Consider the following 26,118-nt stretch of genomic DNA (forward strand, 5'->3'; position numbering starts at 1 on the left):
GATTCACACAGAATCATACTCAGGTTAGGCCACAGTAAGCAAGCGATAAGTTAAGCTCTTAACTTGTGCGCTGGTGGAATTTCTTTGATTGATTTGCCCAAGTAATGACAGGATGACTCAAAATGCCCGATCCAAAAATATCGAGTTCATCGCCAAATGCCAGAGATTCTGTCAGGGTGGAGTTAGTTGAGTTTTTATCTTACCTTCGCAGTCTAGATATTAATGTTTTTGTTGAGGACTCTCGCCTACGCTGCAACGCTCCCGAAGGAATTCTTACACCAGAACTGCGCGCCAAAATTTCTCAGAAAAAAGCCGAAATTGTTTCATTTTTAAAAGCAGCTAATCGTACTTCTAGTTTCACTCCGACACCGATTGTTCCTATGGGGCGGGACGGAAATCTACCGCTTTCCTTTGCACAGCAGCGCTTGTGGTTTCTCGACCAATTAGTACCGAACAATCCCTTCTATAATGTTCCCGCAGCATTGCGTTTGACAGGTTCGCTCAATTTTTCGGCGCTGCAACAAACCTTCAATGAAATTGTGCGCCGCCACGAAGCTTTACGCACGACTTTAGCAGTAGTTTCGGGGCAACCTGTTCAGAGAATAGCTGCTGCTTTCCATCTTCCGATTAATGTAGTGGACTTGCGAAACTTGCCAAAGGAATCTCGACAAACTGAAGCAAACAGGCTCACCGCTGAGGAAGCTCAACGCTCTTTCAATTTGTCCAATGACTTGTTGCTGCGAGTCACATTATTGCAGTTAGATGATGCCGAATATTTACTAATGCTGAATATGCACCACATTGTCTCCGATGGTTGGTCTATCGGAGTGCTAATTCAGGAATTAGGCGCACTTTACACGGCATTTGCTAGCGAAAAACCTTCGCCTTTACCGGCTTTGTCGATCCAGTATGCTGATTTTGCAAAATGGCAGCGCGAATGGCTGCAAGGGGAGGTTTTAGAAACGCAGCTTGCTTACTGGCGGCAGCAGTTAAACGGCATTTCTATGCTAAATTTGCCTGCAGATCGACCCAGGCCAGCAATCCAAAGTTACCGAGGCAAAAGGCAATTTTTGCAACTGCCAAAACAACTGAGCGAGGCTCTAGAAACGTTGAGCCAGCGCGAAGGAGTGACGCTGTTTATGACAATGCTGGCAGCTTTTAAAACGTTGCTTTACCATTACGCGCAGCAAGAAGATATTGTTGTAGGTTCGCCGATCGCCAATCGCAACCGCAGTGAAATTGAAGCATTAATCGGGTTTTTTGTCAACAGTTTGGTGCTGCGTACAGATTTGTCGGGAAATCCAACTTTTCGGGAACTTTTAAATCGAGTCAAAGAGGTAGCATTAGGAGCTTACGCTCACCAAGATTTGCCGTTTGAGAAGTTAGTAGAAGAACTGCACCCCGATCGCGCGTTGAACCAAAATCCCTTATTTCAGGTGGCGTTTGCGCTGCAAAACGCGCCGGGGAATAGGTTAGAATTGCCAGAATTAACACTCAGCCCGCAGCAGTTAGATGTGGGTACAGCGCGGTTTGATTTGGAGTTTCATTTGTGGGAGCGATCGCCCAACAGCTCGGGAAGCAACCAATCGCCCAGCAATAAGCTGTGGGTTGATAGCTCGGAGGGCATCAGCGGCATGGTTATTTACAGCGCCGATTTATTTGATGAAGCTACGATTACCCGAATGCTCGGGCATTTTCAAACTCTGTTAGAAAGCATTGTTGCAAATCCCGAACAGCGAATCGCAAATTTGCAATATTTGAGCGCCAAAGAGCGCTATCATTTGTTAGTTGAATGCAACAACACTCAGGCCGATTATCCGCAAGATTTGTGCATTCATCAGCTATTTGAAATGCAGGCCGATCGGACACCGGATGCGGTGGCGCTGGTATTTGGAGAGGAGCGAGTCACCTATGGAGAGCTAAATCTCCGCAGCAACCAACTAGCACGTTATCTGCAAAAAATGGGGGTTGGGGCGGAAGTTTTAGTCGGGCTTTGCTGCGGGCGATCGCTCGATCTGATCGTGGGGATGTTGGGTATCCTGAAAGCGGGAGGAGCTTACTTAATTTTAGATCCGAGCTATCCTGCTGAGCGATCGAGCTTTATGCTAAAAGACGCTCAATTATCTGTTGTGTTAACTCAGCAGCAATGGGTAGAGAATTTGCGCTCGCCCAATTTACAGATAGTTTGTTTAGACACAGACTGGGAGATGATTTCCCAAGAAATCGCCGACAATCCCACCAGCGCAGTCACAGCCGAAAATCGGGCTTACGCGATTTACACCTCCGGCTCTACGGGAAAGCCGAAAGGAGTTGAAATTGAGCACGGGAGCTTGTTAAATCTCGTTTTTTGGCATCAAAGAGAGTTTGGGGTGTCAGCGGGCGATCGAGCCACGCAAATAGCAGCGATCGGCTTTGATGCTTGCGGGTGGGAAATTTGGCCTTATCTCGCCGCGGGAGCTAGCATCTACTTTCCAGAAGATGACATCAGGCGAGATCCTGAAAAACTGCAAAACTGGTTAGTATCAAAAGCAATCACAATTAGCTTTTTGCCAACACCTTTAGCCGAGAAAGTTTTGCTATTAGATTGGCCTCAAACAACAGCGTTACGAATCTTGCTCACAGGCGGCGAAAAACTGCAACAACATCCTTTAAAATCCCATCCATTTAAGCTAGTAAATAATTACGGCCCAACCGAAAACACCGTCGTCACAACTTCCGGTTATATTCCTGTAACAGAGCAAACAGACATCGCCCCGACAATTGGCCGCCCCATTGCTAACACTCAAATCTACATATTAGACAAATATTTGCAGCCCGTACCAGTGGGCGTTGTTGGCGAATTGTACATCGGCGGAAACGGACTCGCTCGCGGCTACCTCAACCGCCCAGATTTAACCGCACAGCGCTTTATTGTCAATCCTTTTAAACTAAATTCAGCAGATCGAATTTACAAAACCGGCGACTTAGTGCGCTACAGAGCCGATCGCAACCTTGAATTTTTGGGACGCCTTGACGAACAAGTAAAAATTCGCGGTTTCCGCATCGAATTAGGAGAAATCGAGACAGTATTAACTCAACATCTGGCCGTGCAGCAAACTGTAGCAATAGCTTCGGAAGATGGACAGGGAGATAAACGTTTAGTAGCTTATATTGCCCTGAATCCTGAATATAGCACTGCCAGCGAAAAAAACCAAATAATGCAATTGCAGGACGAACAGGTTTTGCAGTGGCAAATGCTCTACAATGAAACTTACAATCAACCTGCTGTTGAGTCAGATCCAACCTTTAACATTGTCGGCTGGAATAGCAGTTATACTAATCAGCCAATCCCAGCAGAACAGATGCGCGACTGGGCGAACAATCAAGCCGCCCAAATTTTAGCTTTGCAGCCTAGCCGAGTGTTAGAAATTGGCTGCGGCACAGGTTTGTTGCTGTTCCAAATTGCGCCTCGCTGCACTCAATATTGCGGCACAGACTTTTCACCTATTTCGCTCAACTATATTCGGCAGCACTTGGCAAATCAAGAGTTAGCTAATGTAACGCTGCTTCAGAAAATGGCGACAGACTTTGAAGGAGTAGAGACAGCAGCTTTTGACGCGGTGATTCTCAACTCTGTCGTGCAATATTTCCCAAATATCGACTATCTCGTGCAGGTGCTAGAAGGTGCGGTGAAAGCAACTGCTCCCGGCGGCTTTATATTCATCGGAGATGTCCGCAGCTTGCCGTTGCTGGCAGCTTTCCACGCTTCGGTACAACTGTATCAAGCCGAACCTTCTCTCGCGGGCGAACAGTTGCAGCAGCGAGTACAAATGCAAATTTTTCAAGAAACAGAGTTAGTGATTGAACCAGATTTTTTTAGCGCATTAAAACACCACTTTCCGCAGATTGACGGCGTAGAGATTCAATTAATTCGCGGTAGTTATCACAATGAGTTAACTGATTTTCGGTACAATGCTATTCTGCATATTGCGTCTGAAGCAGCACGCCCAAAATCCTCGTTAAAAGGGGAGTGGGGCGCAGAGAAACGGCTGGATTGGTCGGCTGAAAATCAGAATCTGACTGTTACCAAGGTGCAACAAATATTATTGCAAAATCAACTCGATGTTTTAATAATTGCTAATGTGCCTAATGCGCGGGTAACGGCAGCAGTTAAGGCGGCAGAATTGCTGTATGTGGTCGATAAATTTCCAACAGCAGGTCAGTTGCAGAAAGCCGTGGAAAAAGTCGAGGATTTAGGAGTAGATCCCGAAGCGTGGTATGCTTTGGAAGTTCCGTATAATGTTAATATTAGTTGGTCTAATTCCGACAGTCAAGGGCGCTACGATGTAGTGTTTGCACGGGGCGAAACTAGAGATTTTGTGCGAGAAACCCGAAGCGATAACTTGCGTCCTTGGCGCTCTTATGCTAATAATCCCTTACAAGGTAAAGTAGCACGGAAATTAGTGCCACAGTTGCAGGCTTATCTAGCAGAAAAACTGCCGGAATATATGGTTCCGTCGGCTTTTGTGGTGCTGGAGTCGCTACCGGTGACGGCTAACGGAAAGGTCGATCGCCTCGCTTTGCCTGCACCGGAGCCGATTAAGTTAGAATGGGCTGGCGGTTATGTTGCACCTCAGACTTCTATTGAGGAAGTTTTAGTGAAAATTTGGGTTGAGGTTTTGGGGATAAAGCGAGTGGGTATCCGGGACAATTTCTTTGAATTAGGAGGCCATTCGCTGCTGGCGACTCAGCTTGTTTCTAGAGTGCGAGATGCTTTCGCGGTAGAGTTGCCTTTGCGCCGGGTTTTTGAAGCACCGACAATTGCAGAATTATCTAAGATTGTGGAGAGTTTAAAGGAGAGCGATGCTAATATTAAAGCTCCTGCTTTAGTGGCGATTTCTCGCGACAGTCGGCGGATGAAGCTATCATCTTTTAATCAAGAAAGTAAATAAAAATTAAGGCGGTGGAACGGGTGCAATTTCGATAAATATGCAGCAAGAAACAGAAGTCTTTGTCTTTCCCGCATCGTTTGCTCAGCAGCGGCTTTGGTTCCTCAACCAATTAGCACCGGGCAATCCTTTCTACAATGTCTCAGCAGCACTCCGCTTAACAGGTTCCCTCAACTTCAGATCCTTAGAGCAAACCTTCAACGAAATTGTGCACCGGCACGAAACTTTACGCACCACATTTACGCTTTTGGAAGGGGAACTCGTACAAATTATTGCTCCCATTTTAACCGTATCCCTCCCCACAATTGACTTACAAAATCTCTCGCCAACTCAGCAGGAAACCGCAGCGCTGCAACTCGCAACCGATGCAGCGCAATGCCCTTTCGATTTAGCCGCCGGGCCATTATTCAAAGTAACGCTGCTACAACTGAGTGAAACAGAACATATATTGTTGCTGAATTTACATCATATTGTGGCTGATGGTTGGTCGATTGGAGTCCTAATTCGAGAGCTAGGAATGCTCTACACAGCATTTGTAAAAAATGAGCGATCGCACTTACCAGCACTCCCCGTGCAGTACGCCGACTTTGCAGAATGGCAGCACGAATGGTTGCAGGGCGAAGTATTAGAAACGCAGTTAGCTTATTGGCGGCAGCAGTTAAACGGAATTACTGCACTCAATCTACCAACAGACAGGCAAAGACCAGCCGTTCCCTCCTACCGCGGCGCTAAACAATTTATAACACTATCACCTGCTTTGAGCGAGGCGCTAAAGTCATTGAGCCAGCAAGAAAGCGCGACTTTATTTATCACTCTACTAGCCGCTTTTCAAACTTTGCTGTACCGCTATACAGGACAAGTAGATATTGCAGTAGGAACGCCGATCGCCAATCGCAACCTGAGCGAAATAGAAGCATTAATCGGTTTTTTTGTCAACAGTTTAGTGCTGCGTGCAGATTTATCAGGAAATCCAACTTTTCGGGAACTATTGCATCGGGTAAAAAACGTCGCAATGGCAGCCTACGCTCACCAAGATTTGCCCTTCGAGAAGTTGGTTGAGGAAATGCACCCCGATCGCGAGTTGAGCCGCAACCCCCTATTTCAAGTTAGTTTCAGCCTGCAAAACACTCCTGTAGCAGCGCTAGAATTGCCGGGAATCGTTGGAGAGGCGATCGACTTTGATGCGGGAACCGCCAAGCTCGATTTAGAGTGCCACTTGTGGGAAGATGCAGGAAGTATTCAAGGGCAATTTGTCTACAGCACGGACTTATTTGATAGCGCCACAATTGCGCGCATGGCGGGACATTTCCAAACGCTGCTCGAAGCCATTGTTGCCAATCCCAAACAGCACCTCAGCGACTTGGCTTTGCTGACAGCGCCAGAATACCAGCAATTATTAATCGATTGGAATAACACTCAGAGAGATTATCCTCAAAACCAGTGTTTCCATCAGCTATTTGAAGAGCGAGTCGCGCGATCCTCTTCGAGGGCTCCGCTAACGCCCGATGCTGTAGCCGCCGTCTTTGAAAACCAGCAGTTAACCTACCGCCAACTCAACAGCCGAGCCAACCAACTTGCACATTACTTGCAGCAATTGGGAGCAGCACCAGAAGTTTTAGTGGGTCTTTGTGTAGAACGTTCCTTAGATGCGATCGTCGGATTGCTAGGCATTATCAAAGCAGGCGCAGCCTACCTGCCTTTAGATCCAACTTATCCTCAAGAGCGCCTTAACTTCATGTTAGAAGATGCTCAGGTGTCGATTTGGGTAACTCAGCAGCACTTAGCAAAAAACTTGACGCAGCCGGAAAATTACGGAGTTTTTTCAGTAGTGTGTTTGGACTCCGACAGAGAAATTATCGCCAGACAAAGCTCTAAAAATTTAACTACAAATATCATACCAGAAAACCTAGCCTACGTCATTTACACATCTGGTTCAACCGGAAAACCCAAAGGCGTTTTAATCGAACATCGGGGACTCTACAACTTAGCACTAGCTCAAAAAGAAGCTTTTAACTTAAACTCAAATCACCGCATTTTGCAATTTGCCTCCCTGAGTTTTGATGCCTCAATCTTTGAGATTGTCATGGCCTTGGGAACCGGAGCAACACTTTACTGTGCCAAGAAAGAATCTTTGTTGCCCGGACAAACATTAATCCAATTTTTGCAGGACAATGCTATTACTCACGCTACCCTCCCCCCCTCGCTGCTAGCTGTCCTTCCAAACGCCAAACTTCCCGCACTGCAAACAATCATCTGTGCGGGCGAATCTTGTTCCCCCGATGTTGTTAAACGCTGGGCTTCGGGGCGCAGATTTTTTAACGCTTACGGCCCTACAGAAGCGACTGTCTGGTCAAGTTTGGCCGAAATTTGCGATTCCCTGCGGGATAGCTTCGCTTCACGCAAAAAACCGCCCATCGGCCGCCCAATAGCTAACACTCAACTCTATATTTTAGATGAAAATTTACAGCCTGTACCCGTTGGAATTCCCGGTGAATTGTACATCGGCGGCAGCGGATTGGCGCGAGGCTACCTGAACCGCCCCGAATTAACCGCCCAGCGATTTATTGCTAATCCGTTTAGCCAGAAAGCAGGAGAACGAATTTATAAAACTGGTGACTTAGCTCGCTATTTTCCAGACGGCAATATTGAGTTTTTAGGCCGCACTGACGAACAGGTAAAAATTCGCGGTTATCGAATAGAATTGGGAGAAATTGAAGCGCTGTTGGTTCAGCATCCTGCCGTCAAAGAAACAGCGGCCGTTACTGTGGATGATTTGTCTGGCAACAAACGCCTAGTTGCTTATGTCGTCCCCAATCACAATCAGACGCTTAATCCCGTGGAAATGCGTAATTTCCTCAAACAAAAGCTACCTAATTACATGATTCCCAATGCTTTTGTGGCGATGGATTTTCTGCCCCTAACTCCCAATGGCAAAATCGACCGCCAGCGCCTACCTGCACCGGGAACTCTAACTAGCAATCCAATAGATAAAAGCTGCATTCCACCTCGCACACCAACCGAGTCAACCCTCACCCAAATTTGGGCCACAATCCTCAACGCAGAGTGCGTTGGCATTCGCGACAACTTCTTCGATTTGGGTGGAGATTCCCTACTGGCAATCCGCCTCATCAATGAGATTAACCAGCAATTTGAGCGCGAGTTGCCGCTGTCTGCTCTTTTTTTAAATCCGACAATTGAAGGTTTAGCCGATTCGCTATCTTCAGGAACAAATTCTCTGGAATGGTCGCCTTTAGTTGCAATTAAGCCTCGCGGTAAAAAGCCCCCGTTCTTCTGCGTCCATCCCATCTTTGGCGTGGTATTTCCTTATGTCGAGTTAGCGTTTCAGCTAGGAGAAAATCAACCGTTTTACGGGCTGCAACCAAAGGGTATTGATGGCGAAAGTTCTCCCTTAACTAGCATTAAAGACATGGCGGCTGACTACATCGCAGCCTTGCGTACCGTTCAACCAAAAGGGCCTTATTTTTTAGGAGGCTGGTCTTTTGGAGGTTTGGTTGCTTTTGAGATGGCTCAACAGTTGCTCGCAGCGGGGGATGAAGTGGCTTTACTTGCTGTGCTGGATAATTTAGCGCCGGTTTCTGCTAACAAACCTTCTTTGTGGGATGGTTGCAAGTTTCTTCTGGCTACTGTTTCGCGCTCTATCTGGCCTTTTGTAGTAGATTATTTTCGCTTGGTTGCTGCTGCGGGAAATGTGCAAGTTGGCGGTATTGCTACGCGATTTCCGAAATTAAATAAGATGCTTAATTTGGCAGCTAATTTTTTGCATCGCTGGAATTGGAAACAGGCCGTTATGGTTAGCATCCTATCTCAGGAGTCAAAAGAACGGAGCTGGCGCGAGCTGGCAATTCCTTCGATGTTTACTGTATTTCAGGCTAACAGTCAAGCAACTATCAGCTATGTACCGAAAATTTATCCGCAGCGAATTACTCTGTTTAGATCGGAGGAACAGCTAAGCATAAGTCATCCAGATCCGACTCTTGGCTGGAGCGAATTAACTGCCCAAAAAGTAGAGGTGATTAGGGTTCCTGGGAATCATCTTACTATGCTGAGAAAGCCTAACGTTGAGGTGCTGGCTCAACAGCTAAAGCATTGCTTGGATCGGGAATTAAGTGATTGAGTGGCCGTTTGGCTTGTGCGTCGAAACCGGGTTTGATGTGGGAAATTACTATTAGACATCTCTAATATAGCAATCCTAAATGATTTTCTATATCTAGAGCAATCCTAAATGATTTTCTGTGTGTAAGTATATTGACGTATTTTGGGGAAATCAAATTTATGTTCGTTAGTAAAAAACTCAAACAGAAACTTGACAATCTTAAAAGACCTACATAAATACCAATACTTTCTTAAAAAGTTTTTAGCTTGTAACCAAATATCTTCAACGGGGTTCTGTTGGGGAGCATTGGGAGCAAATAAAATACAAGTAATTGACCAATTAGCAGGTTCTTTGGCAGCATTGAGTTCTAATAAAAAGTCTCTAAATTCTCCATATTTATGATAACTAGCTCCATCCCAAATCAAGATAATCTTGCGATTTTTATATTTATCTTGTAAGTATTTTATGAATTTAACTGTTGATTTTCCATCACCAGATGGATGGCTCTGAACATGGAATTCTTTGCTTTGATAATTGAGTGCGCCAAAATAAGTTTGTCTATCTTTTTCATTGGTAATTGGGACTTCAATTCGGATTTGGGATTGACCCCAAACATAACCAGTCAGATCACCATGAAGTAGATGACATTCATCTAAAAACAATACTATTATTTCCCCAGACTCTATACCAGCCTTGTTTTTAAATAAAATATCGTTAATTTCTTCCGTCTTTTTTTTTACCAGTTCTTTATCAAATTTAGGATTAATTTTTTGAGTTTTTTTCCAACTAATTTTCGCCCGGTCAAAAAGTTCATAGTAACTCTGTTTTGATTTATATATCACACCAAATTCTTGTTCTAAATAAGTAACTAGCTCATCTAAATTCCAATATTCTTTATTTCTTAACCACTCGATTACTTCAGTATTTTGTAGAGCTGTTAAATACCCTTTTGACCCTTTATGTCCTAGTTTGATTCCGGCGATGCCTTTGGTTTTAAATTGTTTTTTCCAATAACCAATAAAAAAATTACTTACACCTAAAATTTTGCTGATCTCATGGTAGATATTACCTGAGAGCGCCATCCTTACAGCTATTGCTCGTTTTAGTTCTCTGGCATCTATATCGCTTTTAATGAAAGATTCTAAACAATCTATTTCTTTTTGCCTATCTTTTTGTTGCAGTTGTAAGTTATAGCATTTCTTAGAAAGATGAGGTATAATATAACTGACTTAAACGGAGTGAAAAATATAGAACTTCAAAATGTTATACAGCTCTAATTAAATAGGGCGATCTTCGAGCAGTAGTCCCTCGACCCGCAGCAGTCACTAGAATGACAACTATCTCAAATTTTAGCAAGGATCACGCATTAGTAAAAATGAAAACTTATTCGATTGATTTTAGACAAAAAATTATGGATGTGTACCATAATGAACCGCTGTCACAAAGAGCAATAGCTAACCGTTTTTGTGTAGCCCTAAGTTTTGTCCAAAAATTGGTTAAACAGTATCGTGACACCCAAAACATTGCTCCTCGCACTGAGCGATGTGGAGTCAAATTAAAACTGAATGCAGAACAACTGCTAATTTTAGCGGAATTGATTGAAGCAAACAATGATGCAACTCTCGAAGAACTCCGTTATTTACTGTACCAAAAAATTGGTTTTACCATCAGCGTAGCAACGATGGGAAGAATGGCAAAACTCTTAAACATGACTTTGAAAAAAAAACTCTTTTCCCGTCAGACAAAGGCACTGACAGGGTTCAGAACCTGCGATACGAGTTCTGGCAAAAAATTAGAGAAGTTTGTTTCAAAGACTTAATATTCATTGATGAATGTGGAGTAAACTTGGCAATGGTTAGGTTATATGCTCGATCTCTAAAAGGTTCAAGAGCCAAGGGATCAAAACCGAATAAACGCGGAAGAAATGTCTCAATAATTGGAGCTATATCGGTCAAAGAAGTCCTAACATCAGTTAATTTAATAGGTACAACTGATGCAATTACATTTGAGGCTTTTATTATCCGAAAATTAGTGCCAAAGTTATGGAAAGGTGCTTGTGTAGTCATGGATAATTGTACTATTCATACCGGAGAAGAAGTAGAAAAAGCCATCCAAAAAAAAGGGGCTAAATTAATATACTTGTCGCCCTATTCGCCGGATTTCTCCCCAATTGAAAATTTATGGTCAAAACTTAAAAATATTCTCCGTTCTATCAAGACACCTAATTATAAAGAGTTAGCAAAAGCCATAGAGTTTGCATTTAGTGAAGTTACATCAGCAAATATTTGGAATTGGTTTACTCACTGCTGTTATTGTACCTCACCTTTGTAAGAAATGCTATATTCATTTTTTTATGGTCACGATCGAGTATTGCATATAATTGTATCACAATCATGATAATGATTTAGGATTGCTATAATTCTTGTGGAACAGGCATCTTGCCTGTTCAAAGCTTGCTTTTCTGGAGATGTCTAAGCTGTCGCGCATTTAAATTGTATATTCAGGGCGGGCGGGACGCCCAACCCCTACTCCCCACAAGAGTTTGATTGTTCTTTAACATACAATTTAAATGCCGCAACAGCTTATCACCCTTGTAGTTAGGATGTAAAAAAATTGCGTGAAGCGAAGCTATCCCGCTCTTAATCGCCCGAAGAACACTTTTTGCAACTAGAAATCATCATCCAGCGCCACGCCGCAGCACTCGAAGCTGAAGTCCGAGCTTTGCAAGCTGTTGACGAAACCGCCCACTGGCCCGCTGACTGGAAGCGTGGGTATAATTGGCGTTTCGCTAAAATTTTCGCTTCAGTGAAGATTTTTCGCAATTGGGGTGCAGATGCTGCGGGTTGGAAGCTTTTGCCTTCGAGAGTTTATCCCAACCGAGGAAATCAGAAGGATTAGTTAACTGTTGACTGTTAACTGTTGACTCTTCTGAAATGCCTCAATCTAAAATCTAAAATCTAAAGTTTAAAATCAATTGGGCGATGCTGAAAATGCTAGCACCCAAAACTGCTGCGATCGGAATTGTCACTAGCCAAGCCGAACCAATTGACAGCAAAGTTTGCAAGCGTACTGTTTTCCAAGCTTTGATCAGCCCGACTCCGACAACTGCACCGACTAGAGCGTGGGATGTGGAAACTGGCAAACCGAAGCGGGATGCTAACAAGACTGTGGTGGCTGTGGCTAATTCCGCGCAAAATCCGCCGCTTGGTTGCAGTTCGATGATTTTTTCGCCGACTGTGGCAATTACATTTTTACCCCAGATGGCTAAACCGATGACTATTCCTCCGCCTCCGACGACTAAAATCCACAGGGGAACGCTGAAATCCTCTGAGGGAAAGGAACCTGTGCGCCGGATGTAGGCGATCGCAGCTAGGGGAGCAACTGCATTTCCTACGTCGTTGGAACCGTGGGAAAATGCTACAAAACAGGCGCTCAAGACTTGAAATCTCGCCATTTGTTGCTCGATGAGAGAATGACGGAGTGTCGGAGTGGGGGAGGAGTTTGTACTTATTCCTTCTGCCTTCTCCCCTCTGCCTTCTGGGTTTTCAACTGATTCTAATTTTTTCCAGCTAGTGAGTGTGAGGGCGATCGCCCCTATACTCCCGATGCCAATGACAATATCGTGAATTGGCAGATTCCAGCCAAATCGATCGTGCGCTAGGGCGATCGCCCCTGTCTGCACCAAAGCGACATTCACAACAGACGGCAGTACAATGACGCCAAATACGCTGAGCATTGCTGCACTCAGCCAAGGTATCCACTCGCGCATTTGAGATAGAGGATCTGGCCGATCGAGAATCGAATACTTCACCACACTGTAAAATAGCGCTGCTAAAGCACCGCTGGCGATCGGTGTCGCCAGCCAAGTTAGGGAGATAGTGCCGATGGTTCGCCAATCAACTGCATTAATTCCGGCTGCTACACAGCTAAAACCCGCGATCGCGCCCACAACTGCATGGGATGAAGAAACCGGCAAACCTCGACTGGTAGCGATTTGTAGCCAGATCCCGCAAGCTATCAGCACTGACACCATCCCGATTAAAAATACTTGCGGTTGGGCAGCGAACACTTGTGCATTCACAACTCCTGTTGCCAGAGTTTCGGAAACTCCTTGGCCGAACAGCACTGCGCCGGAAAACTCCAGTATCCCTGCAACAATTATTGCCTGCCGCAGCGTTAGGGCCTTCGAGCCTACGGATGTCCCCATCGAGTTAGCGACATCGTTGGCCCCCAAGTTGGCGGCGACGTAGAAGGCGAGTGCAGCCATCGCGCCCAATTGCAGAAATACGACCCCAGAGGTATTTAACATAGAATTTTTTTGACATAAAACGGGCATTTCGATATATGATAAGGGATTGTGAGTTTTGGTAAATCCCATGAAAGGCGCAGAAATAATCCGTTCTATCGAAACGGAAGAAATAAATAGAGTCAAGCAAGAACTCAATAAACAAGTCCCCGAAATTTACGTGGGCGACACAGTGCGAGTCGGCGTAAGAATTAAAGAGGGTAACAAAGAACGGGTTCAGCCCTACGAAGGGACTGTGATTGCCATGCGTAACGGCGGGATTAATGAAACAATCACCGTCCGCCGCGTGTTTCAGGGCGTCGGCGTGGAACGGGTGTTTTTGATTCACTCGCCCCGCATCGCGACGATCCAAGTGATGCGCCGCGGGAAAGTCCGCAGAGCAAAACTTTACTACCTGCGCGATCGGGTGGGCAAAGCTACTCGCGTCAAACAGCGGTTCGATCGCTCCCTGTAGGAATGCACCCAGCTTTCCCTTGGTTCATGGTTCATGGGAAATTGAGAAATTTAAAAAAAAAGTTTCCCATTTAGGAGCGCACTGTGTTAAAATAGAAATCTAGAGGTTAAGCGAATTTCAGCAACCTCACCTGTGCGCTCTTAGTTCAGTTGGTAGAACGCAGGTCTCCAAAACCTGATGTCGGGGGTTCAAGTCCTCCAGGGCGCGCTGAATCACCAAACTTTAAATTCTGCCCGAAAGCGCCCGGATTATTGGCTGGCAACAGTCAAAACCGCAAACTTTCGGGTAGAATTAATTTTTGTGGGCGGTTCGCAAAAAATGCCATCAACAAATGCTTGGTGTGGCTTCTCGATCGTCGGTTTCGGCGATCGGCATTTACGCCGTTGATTCGTTGGGCTTGTAAAAAAGTCGTGGCTTTGGATTTGAGATTTTGGACTTGAGCGTAAGTGGTTAGTGTCAAAAAATCTGAGAGCCGCGGGCCATTCACACTATCTAAAATCTAAAATCTAAAATCGCAAGGGGGATTAAATCGTGGCGAAAAAAGACGAAGCTCAAGAAACTCAAGAAATAACGGCGTCTGGGTTTAACCCTGCGGGTTTTTTTAAGGAAACTAGAGAAGAACTCGACAAAGTGGTTTGGCCGAGTCGGCAGCAGCTAATCAGCGAGTCTTTGGCCGTGCTTTTGATGGTAATCCTCTCAGCAAGCCTGATCTATTTGGTGGATAACTTCTTTAACTGGGGCGCGGGAAAGGTGTTTGGGCCATGACTTTTGCATCAGAAGAATCTGAGTATTCCACAGAAGCGACGGGACAGGCAGCATCGCCAGATGTGCCGGAGATTGATGCTCGCTGGTATGCTGTTCAAGTTGCCTCAGGCTGCGAAAAGCGGGTGAAGGCAAACTTGGATCAGCGGATTCAAACTTTGGATGTTGCAGATCGCATCGTTCAAGTCGAAATTCCGCAAACTCCGGCGATCAAAGTCGGCAAAGACGGTTCCAGGCGCCAGTCAGATGAAAAAATCTTTCCCGGCTACGTACTCATCCGTATGTTTATGGACGAGGATACTTGGCAGGTAATTAAGAATACCCCGAACGTAATTAATTTTGTCGGGGCAGAGCAGAAACGCCGCTACGGGCGCGGCAGGGGTCACGTCAAACCGCTACCTCTGAGTCATTCGGAAGTAGAACGGATCTTCAGAAACGCTCAGGAATCAGAACCAGTTGTCAAAGTATCGATGTCTACTGGAGACCACGTTGTGGTACTTTCCGGGCCATTTAAGGATTTTGAAGGTGATGTGATTGAAGTTAGCCCGGAACGAAACAAGCTCAAAGTTTTACTCTCGATTTTTGGGCGCGATACGCCTGTAGAATTGGAGTTCAATCAGGTTCAGAAACAGAACTAACTAATGGCAAAGAAAGTTGTTGCAGTAATTAAGTTGGCGATTACGGCGGGAAAAGCCAACCCAGCTCCTCCGATCGGCCCAGCTCTGGGTCAGCACGGCGTCAATATTATGATGTTTTGCAAGGAGTACAATGCTAGAACCGCAGACCAAGCGGGTCTGGTGGTTCCGGTAGAAATTTCGGTTTTTGAAGACCGCAGTTTTACGTTTATTCTCAAAACCCCGCCGGCGTCGGTTTTGATTCAAAAAGCCGCTGGCATTGCTAAAGGTTCGGGAGAACCTAACCGCAAGCAAGTAGGGACGATTACACAGGCTCAGTTACGAGAAATCGCTGAAACCAAAATGCCTGACCTCAATGCTAATGATGTTGAGGCTGCTATGAAAATTGTGGCAGGAACGGCTAAAAATATGGGCGTGGCGATCGCGGATTAAAGTCAGTTGTCAGTTGGCAGTTGTCAGTTGGCAGTTGTCAGTAATTCATGATTTTGAAGCTAAAATCTTCAAGCTCAAATCGTAAGTCCTAAGTCGATTCAGGGGGAGAAGCAAAGCTTCGCTAAGAATCGCAAATGTTTTAGATTTGAAATGACCAAAACGGCTCAATTTTTAAATCTAAAATCTAAAATCAATTGACCCCAGGAGATAACAATGGCAAAGAAAGTATCCCGAAGACTGCAAGAACTTCAAAAGAAAGTTGAAGACAGACCTTATCTACCGCTGGAAGCTCTGCAACTTTTGAAAGAAACAGCAACCGCTAAGTTTGGCGAAGCTGCTGAAGCTCACATCCGTTTGGGAATTGACCCGAAATATACTGACCAACAGTTGCGGACAACTGTATCGCTACCAAAAGGAACTGGTCAAGTAGTCAGAATTGCGGTGATTGCTAAGGGCGAAAAAGTTAAAGAAGCTCTGAATGCCGGCGCGGATCTTGCTGGTTCGGAAGAGTTGATCGATGAAATTCAGAAGGGCATGATGGACTTCGATTGCCTGATTGCTACCCCAGACGTGATGCCGTTGGTGGCAAAATTAGGTCGCTTGTTGGGCCCGCGTGGTTTGATGCCTTCTCCGAAAGGTGGCACGGTGACGACTGACATTGCTCAGGCGATCAACGAGTTTAAAGGTGGTAAACTAGAATTCCGTGCCGATCGAACTGGCATCGTTCATGTTATGTTTGGCAAGGCAGCTTTCTCAGCGGAAGATTTGCTCGTCAACCTTCATGCTTTGCAAGAAACTGTTGACCGCAACCGTCCTTCTGGTGCTAAAGGTCGCTACTGGCGCAGTTTGTACGTATCCGCAACAATGGGCCCGTCGATCGAAGTCGATATCAGTGTCCTGCGCGATACGAAAATTGACGCTGCCTAGTACAGAATTAAGCAGAAGGCAGAAGGTAAAAGACAGCTTCGGCTGTCTGTGTAAATCTCTCACAAGACTTACGCCAGACCCTTGCTAATCTCTGCCTTCTGGTGATAGCCTAATCAAAAATCAATAAGCTGAAGACCGCAGGTGCCGACCGCTTAATTTCCTGCCGAGGCTGAAGAAATAAAAACTCAAGACTCAAAGATTAGAAAATTTCTATTTTTTAATTCTGACTTGTTAATTTTTAATTCTCTGCCCCGGCTCTAAGGTCGGGGTTTTTGGTGGGCAGTTTTCGATCCTAAAAGGAGGTGAAATAAGTATGGGCAAAACTTTAGCAGTAAAAAATGAGATTATTGCAGACCTCAAGCAAACCTTGAGCGAATCTCAACTGGCGATCGTGATCGACTACACGGGCTTAACTGTTGCTGAAATCACAGATTTGCGTCGGCGTTTGCGTCCGAAAGGCAGCAGTTGCCAAGTGGCAAAAAACACGCTGATGCGAATTGCGGTTGAAGGCAACGAAACCTGGCAGCCGATACAAGAATTGCTAACAGGTACGTCGGCGTTTCTGTTCGTGCAAGAAGATATTGGCGGCGCGATTAAAGCTTACCAAGAATTCCAAAAAGTCTCTAAGAAGACTGAACTTCGCGGCGGCGTGATGGAAGGACGGGTGCTGAAAGAAGCTGATGTTAAAGCATTAGCTGATCTGCCGTCGAAAGAACAACTCATGGCTCAAATTGCTGGCGCTCTCAATGGTGTCGCAACCAAGTTGGCTGTGGGTATCAATCAAGTTCCTACTTCGATCGCTCGCGGTCTTAAAGCTTATGCTGAAAAAGACGGCGATTCCGCAGCATTAGAAGCAGAAGCACCAGCAGAAGCTCAAGCAGAAGCACCAGCACAACCTGAAGCAGAAGCACCAGCACAACCTGAAGCAGAAGCACCAGCACAACCTGAAGCAGAAGCACCAGCAGAAGCTCAAGCAGAAGCACCAGCAGAAGCTCAAGCAGAAGCACCAGCAGAAGCTCAAGCAGAAGCACCAGCACAACCTGAAGGCACATCTGCGTAAGTCATTAGTAATTAGTCACGAGTCAAGAGTCGTTAGTTTTGAGAAACAAACTCATGACTGGAGACAAGAAACTCATAATTAATGAGCAATCCACAATCCACAATCCACAATCGAACTAGGAGTTCCAAAAATGTCTACTGCAACTGATGAAATCTTGGACAAACTTAAGTCTTTGACTTTGCTCGAAGCATCTGAATTGGTCAAACAAATTGAAGAAGCTTTCGGCGTTAGCGCTGCTGCTCCTGTAGGCGGCATGATGATGATGCCTGGTATGGGTGGTGGTGCAGCTCCTGAACCAGTAGAAGAGCAAACCGAGTTTACTGTCATGCTCGAAGAAGTTCCTGCTGACAAGAAAATCGCAATTCTGAAGGAAGTCCGGGCGATTACCGGTCTGGGTCTGAAGGAAGCGAAAGACTTGGTAGAAGCCGCACCGAAGGCAGTTAAGGAAGCTATTGCTAAGGATGCTGCTGAAGACATGAAGAAACAGCTTGAAGCTGTGGGCGCAAAGATTTCTATCAAGTAGTCAGAGAATGTAGTTGATATCAATTCCGGTGACACCGGAATGACTGTTGACTGTTGACTGTTGACTGTTGACTGTTGACTGTTGACTGTTGACTATTTCCTAAAATTAATCGCGCGATAGTTACATCTCTCGCGCGATTAATTATTTTTGGGGTAGGGAAACGGCATTGCCGTGTCCTCTTAGATTTTAGAGGCGGCCTCCATTTGTCGCACTACTGTTAAAGCAGAATAGGAAACACCGGCAGTACCTTCTCCGGGATGGGTGGAGTCACCTACTAACCACAAATTTTTAATTGGTGTGCGGTTGGCAAATCCGAAGGGGCCGAAGGTTGGTATTCGCTGCCCGATGCCGCCTACAACGCCTCTATCTCTCGCTGTATAGCGGGCAAAGGTGCGGGGTGTGGCGGCTTCTTGGTGTACGATCGACTCTGGCGTCAAATTGAAATATTCGCTCAAACGGGCGATCGCCCCTGCGGTATATTTTTGCTTTAATCCTTCATAATCAACCGAATTCCACCACATTCGAGTATCAGTAAATGAGGAAGCGATAATTGTCGCCATTCCCTTCGGTGCTCGGCCATCACCCGGATGGCTAACAGAAACAAATAATGAATTATTCTCCCCAATCTCGCCGTCGTAATCGTAGAGAAACTGAAGGTGTCGCGGACAATTGGCCGGAATTGCGCTTTCATGCACTCCCAAATAGATGACAAATGCACCGGATGCGGGCGGCAATTTATCAACTCGATATTTGTAGCCGGCCATTTGATTGGGGAGTTTGTGTGTTGTCTCTGAAATCTCTGATTTAACCGATAAATTATCTGTTAAATTATCTGTTGAATTTCCGACAATCGGCTCGCTTGACAACAATTTTACTAGATTTTGCGCCGTCACGTTGGCAACAATGCGATCGGCAGTTTCTGTCCAAACTTCGCCGGTTTTTTGATTGCGAATCACTGTACCGGTGGCTTGGCCGTTGGCGGTGACAATACTTTCAACTGTGTGTCGCAACAAAACTTTGCCGCCGTCTCGTTCGATCGCCTCTACAAGTCGATCGCTCAATAGCTGCATACTTCCTTCTAGATGATACAATCCCTGCGGCGCTTGCGAAACTCCTAAAGCCGTCGCCGCGTAAAGTAGCGCCGTTTCTTCGGTATCAACTTGAGAATACAATTTTAACTGCAAATCCAGAAAAGTTCTCAAGCGCAGATGGTCGCCCAACCCACAAAGCCGCAAAGCATCTCCCACTGTCATAAAAGTGAAAGGCAAAGTAATTAAAGTATCGGGGCGAACAGCTTGAATTAATTGCCAGAAATCCCATAAGTTTCTGGGCGGTAAAACTGGATCGCGCCCTTGAAAGTTCCAGCTAGCTTTGAACAATGCAGACAATAATTGCCAAAAAGGTTGGCTTCCGGGAAACTGCCGCTGCCTTTCTTGCTGCCACTTTTGCGGATCTCGCCACACGCTAATCGGTGCGGTTTCTCCCGGCAAAAACACCGCACAAGCGGGATCGCATGGTGTGGCTGCGGGAAGTTCTATGTCTAATTCTGAGAAAATTCGGTGGTGAATGCCTCCGGGTTCCAATCCTGCAACCTGCGTGGCGCCGACATCGAAGGTAAAGCCTTTGCGTTTGAAGGTGGAAGCGCATCCTCCGGGGACGATCGCCTGGTCTAAGACTAGCACTTTGTATCCTCTGCGGGCTAGCAGGGCTGCTGCTGTGAGCCCGCCGATGCCGCCTCCAATTACCGTGACGCGGCCCTTAGTGTCTGCTGCATTGGATTTGCCAAAAGAGGGAGGAGCGATCGTCATAATTTATTTTTTGTAATATTTCTTAACATTATTATCATATATTACAAAAAAAAGCTTCGACAGGTTTCAATCTGTCTATGAAGTGCGATGGATCTCGGACTGGGGAGGGTGAAGCATTTCGGCATAAAATAACACCTTGGAAACATGAATTGTCGCCCCTTGGCCTACGCCCTCCATCTCGCGCGATCGCCGGAGATGATTTGTTGGAAATGTCTCTTGTACTTTTCATCTGCTATACTGAGCCGATGCACATATCGCTTGCATATAGCCTTTCTCAAAAAGATGAGGTACAATAACAGCAGTGTGTAAACCAGTTAAAAATATTTGACGATGTAACTTGTCCGAACGCAAAATCTAGGGCTTTTCCTAATTCTTGATAATTAGTAGTCTTGATAGAACGGAGAATGATTTTAAGTTTTGACCACAGATTTTCAATTGGTGAAAAATCTGGTGAATAAGGTGATAAGTATATTAATTTTGCCCCTGTTTTTTCGATCGCTTTTTTCACTTCTTCTCCCAAGTGAATGGGACAATTATCCATCACTACACAAGCACCTTTCCAGAGTTTTGGCACAAGTTTTCTGATAATAAAAGCTTCAAATGTAATTGCATCAGTTCCGCCTATTAGATTAACCGATGTCAAAATCTCATTGACTGACCTTGCTCCAATTATTGAGACATTTTTGCCACGTTTAGTTGGTTTTGACCCCTTGGCTCTTTCACCTTTTTGCATACCTAGCATATAACCTAACCATTGCCAAATTAACTCCCGATTCGTCAATGAATATTAAGTCTTTCAAACTAATCTCTTTAATTGTTTTCCAGAACTCACATCGCAGGATTTGAACTCGCTCTGTCCCTTTCCCTGAAGGGAAGAGAGTTTTTTTTGACAGTAATGTCTAAGAGTTTTATCATTCTTCCTATTGTTGCTCTACTAACAGAAAATCCAATTCTCCCATAAAGTAAATAACGGAGTTCTTCAAGAGTTGCATCATTATTTCCTTCAATCAATTCCGCCAAGATGAGTAGTTGCTCCGCATTCAGTTTGCCTTTGACTCCACATCGGTCAGTTCTCGGAGTAATGTTTTTTGTTTCACGATATTGTTTAAGCAATTTTTGTACAAAACTCAGGGCTACAGAAAAACGCTTAGCTATTGCTTTTTGTGAAATGGGTTCAGTATGATAAGTATCAAGGATTTTTTGCCTAAAATCAATCGAATAAGCTTTCATTTTTAACAATGTATGAAGTTTGGTACAAGTAAACGTGTTGTGAGTCAAGCATCGTGTGCTTTCAAAAAAATGCTATTATGTGTGGTATCCCTTTCGCGTGGCTTTACTCAACCATGTAATTATAGTTCATTTGATCTTATCTTCTCTGTTTGACCCTCACGAGTGAGTGTCAGTAACATCATACCTCATCTTTCTGAGAAAGGCTATAGCTTCTCATAGCAAGCCCTTCCTTAGTAGAAGAAATCATTTTACAAAATCGGGTGTATTGCAGCTTAATTATTTTTCAAATAAGGTTGAATCTAATGAATTTGAATACTTGTGAAATTTGCGGCAATTCCCAAGATAACATCGATTATAAAATCGAACCCATCCAAGAATTCCCAGGTTTAAGTAACCACCCATTTGACTATATTGAATGCAGTCAATGCGGTTGCTTGCAAATAATCAACATTCCCCAAGATTTGTCAAAATATTATTCATTTAACTATTACTCTTTACAAACTCCTAACCTTAAAGAAACCAAGGGCTTGTTTAGGTTTATGAAGCGTAAAAGAGCAGAACATCATCTGGGTAGAAAAAACTTTTTGGGAGCAATTTCATCGAAAATCTACCCAGTTCCTTATTATTTTGACTGGCTGACCAAGGTCAATGTGACATTGGAGTCGAAAATATTAGATGTTGGTTGCGGTACCGGGGATCTTCTGCTGCGTCTAGCCCAAGAAGGTTTTTTTAACCTTACAGGACTCGATCCTTTGATTGAAGGTGATATTTTATATAAAAATGGTGTCAAGATTCTTAAAAAAGAAATAGCCGACCTAGAAGATCAGTTTGATTTGATTATGCTGCATCATTCTTTTGAGCATATACCCCAACCGAAGGAGGTTCTAAAAAATATATGGCGACTGCTTAAACACGATCGGTATGCTTTGATTAGAATTCCTGTCACCTCAACTTATGCGTGGCGAGAATATGGGGTCAAATGGGGTCAAATTGAGCCTCCCATTCATTTGTTTTTACACACTCCGAAAAGTATGAAATTACTAGCAAATGAGGTGGGATTTCAAATAAAAGATATTGTGTTTGACTCGTGGGAGTTACAATTTCTATGCGGTAGACAGTTTTCTGATTTGTCCGCCCAGGAGCTTAAAGAATTTAAAGTAAAAGCTGAGGAATTAAATAAAAATAATGACGGCGATCAGGCTGCTTTTTATTTGTACAAACCGTGAGATAATCGATCGCACGATCGCACGATCGATTTCTCTGCTGATTTAGAATCAGGGACGCCGCCACTTGTTGAGATAAGCTTCGCCAATCCCAGCCACAGCCTGCATTTGAGCTAGCTGTTCCCGTAAAGCTTTGATAGTTCTTAGCTGTTCTTGAGACTGTTGCTGCAAAGCGTCGTAATTTCGCTGTATCGCCGCACTCTGGCTCAATTCATTTTCCAGATGTTGCAACTTGGTCAGTTTAACTTGGAATTCGCCGATCGCACTTGACTTTTCTGCTAACTCGTGCTGCAAAGATTCGTAACTCGACTTCGACACCGTTTCCTGGAATTGGCTTTCGAGATTTTGCTTTTCGGTGGCGAATTGCTGCTGCAAAGATTCCAGAGCACTGGATTTTTCGGCGAGTTGCTGCTGCAAAGATTCCAGAGCACTGGATTTTTCCACGAGTTGCTGCTGCAAAGATTCCACAGCACTGGATTTTTCGGCTAGCTGCTGCTGAAACTCGTGTTCCCGGTGTTCTCTTTCGGCGAATTGCTGCTGCAAAGAAGCGATCGAACTTTCGCGTTCACTCAACTGCTGCTGTAAACTTTCGTAACTTGACTTGGCTACAGTTTCGGCTAATTGGCTTTCGAGATTTTGCTTTTCAGTAGCGAATTGCTGCTGCAAAGAAGCGATCGAACTTTCGCGTTCACTCAACTGCTGTTGTAAACTTTCGTAACTTGACTTGGCTACAGTTTCGGCTAATTGGCTTTCGAGATTTTGCTTTTCAGTAGCGAATTGCTGCTGCAAAGAAGCGATCGAACTTTCGCGTTCACTCAACTGCTGCTGTAAACTTTCGTAACTCGACTTGGCTACAGTTTCGGCTAATTGGCTTTCGAGATTTTGCTTTTCGGTAGCGAATTGCTGCTGCAAAGAAGCGATCGAACTTTCGCGTTCACTCAACTGCTGCTGTAAACTTTCGTAACTTGACTTGGCTACAGTTTCGGCTAATTGGCTTTCGAGATTTTGCTTTTCGGTAGCGAATTGCTGCTGCAAAGAAGCGATCGAACTTTCGCGTTCACTCAACTGCTGCTGTAAACTTTCGTAACTTGACTTGGCTACAGTTTCGGCTAATTGGCTTTCGAGATTTTGCTTTTCAGTAGCGAATTGCTGCTGCAAAGAAGCGATCGAACTTTCGCGTTCACTCAACTGCTGCTGTAAACTTTCGTAACTTGACTTCGCTACAGTTTCGGCTAATGGGCTTTCGAGATTTTGCTTTTCCGTAGCTAATTGCTGCTGCAAAGAAGCGATCAAACTTTCGCGTTCACTCAACTGCTGCTGTAAACTTTCGTAACTTTCTTGCAGCGGATTTGGCTTTACACTCACCGAGCCCGATAGAGTTTCTGCCGTTACAGCGTCATTAATTTCGCTTTCTTCGGCTGTTTCCCCTTGCAAGTCGGGGGGCTCTACCTGTGTTTCTTCACCTTTTTTCCAAGTGACAGTAACTTCCGTCTTGTCCTTAGAAATATCCAGAGCGCCTTGTGCCAAGCGTTCTAGGAGTTCCGACCTTGATATTCCGAGCTTGCGAGCGATCACATTTAATCGATCGGCACTAGAAGAAGTCAGCGAAAGTCCGACTTTGACTTTACTTTCTGAATTGGAACTAACTACATTGCGATTTTTTTTGACCATTGGCATTTTCCTCATGCCAACCTACACTTATTAGGGTAGTGGCTGAAGCTTCTATTAAAATTTATTCTTGTTACTTACCAATTGTGCCAGCTTCCGTTCCCAATTGAACAAAAATCCTTGAATATACTCTTGCGTCCATTCCTCGCCGTAGAACCGCTTAAACATTCCCTGGGCCGAGTTTTTGTCGGCACGATACCGCAGATAGCACAGTTGAGCTTGTCAGATACTATCTAACTTTGCGCCCGATGTCACCGATTCGGCGCGATCGACCAAATCCAAATCACCCGCCACATAGTCTTTGAACGCTGCAAAAACCGGAGTTTCCACAACTTCCGTTTTTTGCAGCGAGTGCACAGAAACGGCCACGAGAAAAACTGCTTCGCTTCCTCTGGAAAGTCGCCACGCCAGGGAAGGTGCGGTTGATGAGCTTGAAAAATATGTTTGATGCCCAGTACACTTAGCCTGGTAGTGAGCGTCGCCGCCAAACAGAGGCTGCATATCCAGAGCAATTAAAAGGCCACCCGGCAGCGTTACCAAATCCGCCCCAAAAAACGGCAAATCAAAGTTAAGATGCGGGGATATCACAGAATAGAGAACTTGCAAGCTGCTGCCGTCTTGAACCTGAGCCACCCCAAACTGCTGCAAATTCGGGGATGCAAAAGCCTAACTGGTAGTTACGATTTCCTGACTTTGTTTTTTTCCTTTGCCGCCTGTAGCTTCCTTGATCTCAAACCCTTGTGGAATCTGGTAATACTGTAAGTCTAAGCGATTTTTCATCAGAGCGATCGCCACATCTAAAAAAGGCTGATAAAGAGTGATATCAATTTTAAATATTAGATTATACCTCTTCAATCAACAGGTTTTTAGTAACCAAGAAAGTTTTTTACCTGTCTATTTTAGATTGGAGATTTGAGATTTTACATACTCAATCGAAAGGTGTTTAATCGGTACTGCTAAACGGGTTTTATTAAAAAATATATGTAAAATTAGTGGTCATCGCGAGTTCCTGGTTACAGCTAAAGGCACAGCATCTTCAAAGAAAAATTTCTCAAGAAATTTCTCAGCCAATTCGTGACCGGAATAACTGCTAAACAATCCCGAAGCCGGCTCTGTTTCTGCACTGTATCCGTAACATTGATAAATTGGGGATGGGCAGCGCGATCGGGCTAATCGGGGGACGGGTTTAAGAGTTTAAGGGCAGCTACCAATGTCTACTCGATCTTGTAATATCGTTTCCGGTTGGATCGGAATAATAAAATCGAGTCAACAGTTAACACTCAACCATTCAGTTTTTCGACCCGCCCGTCAACAGTCAACAGTCAACAATCATCAGGAGTGCAAGCGGAATTGATATAAGCCCTTGTTTTACAGCGAAGCTTCCAAAGTCGCACCTGCAACCCGATGATCTCGATCTTTTGCCAAATAGGTCACAGCAGCGCGAGCTTGAGGATTGTCAAATTTGCTCAGCGCGCGAGCAACTCGCAGCCGAATTCCCCAGTTATCCGAACTTACTAGAGGTAATAATTGCTGCAATGCCTCTTCTTGCTTCTGGGTATTTGCCAGCAGACCAAATCCGTCAATTGCTGCTTCCTGAACTGGTACATCTTCGCCGCCAAGACCGATCGCACAAATTTCAAATACTGCATCAGGACACTGCATTTCATACAGCGGAGCCATGATACTGCGGCGGACGAGCCAATTGTCATCGCGGCGAAAAGCTTCGACTAAATGAGAAATTGCCTCGGTTCCGAACCTTGACAAAGAGTTAGCGGCTTCTGCTCGCACGTTCGGATCGCGATCAAACTGCATCATTTTTAACAGCGCCGCAAAAGCTTCCGCAGTTTGAATCTGCCGCAATCCCATCGCCACGAACGATCGCACCATAAACTCGCGATCGTCCACTTTGCTCAGCAACATTGGTAGCGCCACCGCAGAATCGCACTTTCTCAGAGCCGTTACCCCCCGCAGTCTCTCTTGAGAATCCGAACTTTGCAGCGCTGCTTGGATTTCGCTAATTTCCATAAGCCAATTATAAATTTTTGTTA

General features: G+C 44.9%; 19 protein-coding genes, 1 tRNA gene, 3 pseudogenes and 1 other annotated feature. Of the genes and pseudogenes, 15 read left to right on the top strand and 8 right to left on the bottom strand.

What is annotated here, in order from left to right; translation table 11 throughout:
• Positions 1-122 precede the first annotated feature (122 nt).
• Both D0A37_RS03725 and D0A37_RS03730 read left to right on the top strand, forming a co-directional pair.
• Positions 123-4,931 (top strand): non-ribosomal peptide synthetase, encoded by a 4,809-nt coding sequence (locus D0A37_RS03725; RefSeq protein ID WP_242721241.1) that lies wholly within the window; start codon positions 123-125, stop codon positions 4,929-4,931.
• A gap of 37 nt (positions 4,932-4,968) precedes the next feature.
• A complete protein-coding gene (locus D0A37_RS03730) occupies positions 4,969-9,063 on the top strand; it encodes a non-ribosomal peptide synthetase (RefSeq protein WP_242721243.1) in 4,095 nt (1,364 codons plus the stop codon).
• A 104-nt stretch (positions 9,064-9,167) separates the two neighbouring features.
• Here the strand turns inward: D0A37_RS03730 and D0A37_RS03735 are convergent, their stop codons facing one another.
• The gene (locus tag D0A37_RS03735) at positions 9,168-10,124 is read right to left on the bottom strand and encodes an IS630 family transposase (protein ID WP_445242475.1); all 957 of its coding nucleotides are present in this window, start codon (positions 10,122-10,124) and stop codon (positions 9,168-9,170) included.
• A gap of 293 nt (positions 10,125-10,417) precedes the next feature.
• On the opposite strand from D0A37_RS03735, the gene D0A37_RS03740 reads away from it, so the two are divergent.
• Positions 10,418-11,373, top strand: a protein-coding gene (locus tag D0A37_RS03740) for an IS630 family transposase (RefSeq protein WP_242715677.1) whose coding sequence is annotated in 2 segments (ribosomal slippage) — positions 10,418-10,751 and positions 10,751-11,373 — 957 coding nt in all. Because the reading frame shifts where the segments join, the coding sequence is not laid out codon by codon here.
• A gap of 330 nt (positions 11,374-11,703) precedes the next feature.
• Positions 11,704-11,940, top strand: a complete 237-nt coding sequence (locus D0A37_RS03745) for a hypothetical protein (RefSeq protein WP_242721245.1) — start codon at positions 11,704-11,706, stop codon at positions 11,938-11,940.
• Positions 11,941-11,992: 52 nt separating this feature from the next.
• On the opposite strand, the gene D0A37_RS03750 is transcribed toward D0A37_RS03745, so the two are convergent.
• The gene (locus D0A37_RS03750; protein ID WP_242721247.1) at positions 11,993-13,351 is read right to left on the bottom strand and encodes an inorganic phosphate transporter; all 1,359 of its coding nucleotides are present in this window, start codon (positions 13,349-13,351) and stop codon (positions 11,993-11,995) included.
• Between the two features lie 67 nt (positions 13,352-13,418).
• Here D0A37_RS03750 and rplS point away from each other — a divergent pair, with 67 nt between their 5' ends.
• The 9 genes and pseudogenes from rplS to rplL all read left to right on the top strand — a co-directional run bounded on the left by rplS (position 13,419) and on the right by rplL (position 18,141).
• A complete protein-coding gene (gene rplS, locus D0A37_RS03755) occupies positions 13,419-13,802 on the top strand; it encodes a 50S ribosomal protein L19 (RefSeq protein ID WP_242721249.1) in 384 nt (127 codons plus the stop codon).
• A gap of 134 nt (positions 13,803-13,936) precedes the next feature.
• Positions 13,937-14,009: transfer RNA gene (locus D0A37_RS03760), tRNA-Trp, on the top strand.
• Positions 13,980-14,189 (top strand): hypothetical protein, encoded by a 210-nt coding sequence (locus D0A37_RS03765; protein WP_242721252.1) that lies wholly within the window; start codon positions 13,980-13,982, stop codon positions 14,187-14,189. Before D0A37_RS03760 ends, D0A37_RS03765 begins: the two co-directional genes overlap by 30 nt.
• A gap of 144 nt (positions 14,190-14,333) precedes the next feature.
• Entirely contained in the window at positions 14,334-14,567 is a 234-nt protein-coding gene (secE, locus tag D0A37_RS03770; RefSeq protein ID WP_242721255.1) for a preprotein translocase subunit SecE, read from the top strand.
• The gene (gene nusG, locus D0A37_RS03775; RefSeq protein ID WP_242721257.1) at positions 14,564-15,202 is read left to right on the top strand and encodes a transcription termination/antitermination protein NusG; all 639 of its coding nucleotides are present in this window, start codon (positions 14,564-14,566) and stop codon (positions 15,200-15,202) included. Before secE ends, nusG begins: the two co-directional genes overlap by 4 nt.
• 3 nt (positions 15,203-15,205) lie before the next feature.
• Positions 15,206-15,631: a 50S ribosomal protein L11 gene (gene rplK, locus D0A37_RS03780; RefSeq protein ID WP_006635588.1), complete on the top strand. Its 426-nt coding sequence runs from the start codon at positions 15,206-15,208 to the stop codon at positions 15,629-15,631.
• A 213-nt stretch (positions 15,632-15,844) separates the two neighbouring features.
• Entirely contained in the window at positions 15,845-16,558 is a 714-nt protein-coding gene (gene rplA, locus D0A37_RS03785) for a 50S ribosomal protein L1 (RefSeq protein ID WP_242721260.1), read from the top strand.
• Between the two features lie 110 nt (positions 16,559-16,668).
• Positions 16,669-16,842, top strand: a sequence feature (ribosomal protein L10 leader region).
• A 29-nt stretch (positions 16,843-16,871) separates the two neighbouring features.
• Positions 16,872-17,405, top strand: a pseudogene (rplJ, locus tag D0A37_RS03790) (50S ribosomal protein L10); the annotation flags it as partial.
• 343 nt (positions 17,406-17,748) lie between these two features.
• A complete protein-coding gene (rplL, locus tag D0A37_RS03795; RefSeq protein ID WP_190740658.1) occupies positions 17,749-18,141 on the top strand; it encodes a 50S ribosomal protein L7/L12 in 393 nt (130 codons plus the stop codon).
• 179 nt (positions 18,142-18,320) lie between these two features.
• On the opposite strand, the gene D0A37_RS03800 is transcribed toward rplL, so the two are convergent.
• On the bottom strand, positions 18,321-19,949 hold the full coding sequence (locus D0A37_RS03800; protein WP_242721263.1) for an FAD-dependent oxidoreductase: 1,629 nt from the start codon (positions 19,947-19,949) through the stop codon (positions 18,321-18,323).
• Positions 19,950-20,026: 77 nt separating this feature from the next.
• On the opposite strand from D0A37_RS03800, the gene D0A37_RS03805 reads away from it, so the two are divergent.
• A complete protein-coding gene (locus tag D0A37_RS03805; RefSeq protein ID WP_242721265.1) occupies positions 20,027-20,245 on the top strand; it encodes a hypothetical protein in 219 nt (72 codons plus the stop codon).
• On the opposite strand, the pseudogene D0A37_RS03810 reads toward D0A37_RS03805, so the two are convergent.
• Positions 20,224-21,179 (bottom strand): annotated as a pseudogene (locus D0A37_RS03810) (IS630 family transposase). The gene D0A37_RS03805 and the pseudogene D0A37_RS03810 sit on opposite strands and share 22 nt — an antisense overlap.
• Positions 21,180-21,481: 302 nt before the next feature.
• Here D0A37_RS03810 and D0A37_RS03815 point away from each other — a divergent pair.
• Entirely contained in the window at positions 21,482-22,405 is a 924-nt protein-coding gene (locus D0A37_RS03815) for a class I SAM-dependent methyltransferase (RefSeq protein WP_242721268.1), read from the top strand.
• Between the two features lie 48 nt (positions 22,406-22,453).
• On the opposite strand, the gene D0A37_RS03820 is transcribed toward D0A37_RS03815, so the two are convergent.
• The 4 genes and pseudogenes from D0A37_RS03820 to D0A37_RS03835 all read right to left on the bottom strand — a co-directional run bounded on the left by D0A37_RS03820 (position 22,454) and on the right by D0A37_RS03835 (position 26,095).
• On the bottom strand, positions 22,454-24,073 hold the full coding sequence (locus tag D0A37_RS03820) for a ribbon-helix-helix protein, CopG family (RefSeq protein ID WP_242721271.1): 1,620 nt from the start codon (positions 24,071-24,073) through the stop codon (positions 22,454-22,456).
• A 54-nt stretch (positions 24,074-24,127) separates the two neighbouring features.
• Positions 24,128-24,703, bottom strand: a pseudogene (locus tag D0A37_RS03825) (phycoerythrobilin:ferredoxin oxidoreductase).
• 33 nt (positions 24,704-24,736) lie between these two features.
• Positions 24,737-24,925 (bottom strand): hypothetical protein, encoded by a 189-nt coding sequence (locus tag D0A37_RS03830; RefSeq protein ID WP_242721274.1) that lies wholly within the window; start codon positions 24,923-24,925, stop codon positions 24,737-24,739.
• Positions 24,926-25,438: 513 nt separating this feature from the next.
• A complete protein-coding gene (locus tag D0A37_RS03835; RefSeq protein ID WP_242721276.1) occupies positions 25,439-26,095 on the bottom strand; it encodes a HEAT repeat domain-containing protein in 657 nt (218 codons plus the stop codon).
• Positions 26,096-26,118 lie beyond the last annotated feature (23 nt).

It is taken from the genome of Microcoleus vaginatus HSN003 (assembly GCF_022701255.1).
Classification (GTDB): domain Bacteria; phylum Cyanobacteriota; class Cyanobacteriia; order Cyanobacteriales; family Microcoleaceae; genus Microcoleus; species Microcoleus vaginatus_B.

Excerpts from the sequence above, each read along its gene's own strand:
- rplL (WP_190740658.1), top strand. The coding sequence starts at position 17,749 with ATGTCTACTGCAACTGATGAAATCTTGGACAAACTTAAGTCTTTGACT.
- D0A37_RS03805 (WP_242721265.1), top strand. The coding sequence starts at position 20,027 with ATGAAGTGCGATGGATCTCGGACTGGGGAGGGTGAAGCATTTCGGCAT.
- D0A37_RS03730 (WP_242721243.1), top strand. The coding sequence starts at position 4,969 with ATGCAGCAAGAAACAGAAGTCTTTGTCTTTCCCGCATCGTTTGCTCAG.
- D0A37_RS03800 (WP_242721263.1), bottom strand. The coding sequence starts at position 19,949 with ATGACGATCGCTCCTCCCTCTTTTGGCAAATCCAATGCAGCAGACACT.
- D0A37_RS03820 (WP_242721271.1), bottom strand. The coding sequence starts at position 24,073 with ATGGTCAAAAAAAATCGCAATGTAGTTAGTTCCAATTCAGAAAGTAAA.
- rplS (WP_242721249.1), top strand. The coding sequence starts at position 13,419 with ATGAAAGGCGCAGAAATAATCCGTTCTATCGAAACGGAAGAAATAAAT.
- D0A37_RS03815 (WP_242721268.1), top strand. The coding sequence starts at position 21,482 with ATGAATTTGAATACTTGTGAAATTTGCGGCAATTCCCAAGATAACATC.
- D0A37_RS03835 (WP_242721276.1), bottom strand. The coding sequence starts at position 26,095 with ATGGAAATTAGCGAAATCCAAGCAGCGCTGCAAAGTTCGGATTCTCAA.
- nusG (WP_242721257.1), top strand. The coding sequence starts at position 14,564 with ATGACTTTTGCATCAGAAGAATCTGAGTATTCCACAGAAGCGACGGGA.
- rplK (WP_006635588.1), top strand. The coding sequence starts at position 15,206 with ATGGCAAAGAAAGTTGTTGCAGTAATTAAGTTGGCGATTACGGCGGGA.
- D0A37_RS03765 (WP_242721252.1), top strand. The coding sequence starts at position 13,980 with ATGTCGGGGGTTCAAGTCCTCCAGGGCGCGCTGAATCACCAAACTTTA.
- rplA (WP_242721260.1), top strand. The coding sequence starts at position 15,845 with ATGGCAAAGAAAGTATCCCGAAGACTGCAAGAACTTCAAAAGAAAGTT.
- D0A37_RS03725 (WP_242721241.1), top strand. The coding sequence starts at position 123 with ATGCCCGATCCAAAAATATCGAGTTCATCGCCAAATGCCAGAGATTCT.
- D0A37_RS03735 (WP_445242475.1), bottom strand. The coding sequence starts at position 10,124 with ATGGCGCTCTCAGGTAATATCTACCATGAGATCAGCAAAATTTTAGGT.
- D0A37_RS03750 (WP_242721247.1), bottom strand. The coding sequence starts at position 13,351 with ATGTTAAATACCTCTGGGGTCGTATTTCTGCAATTGGGCGCGATGGCT.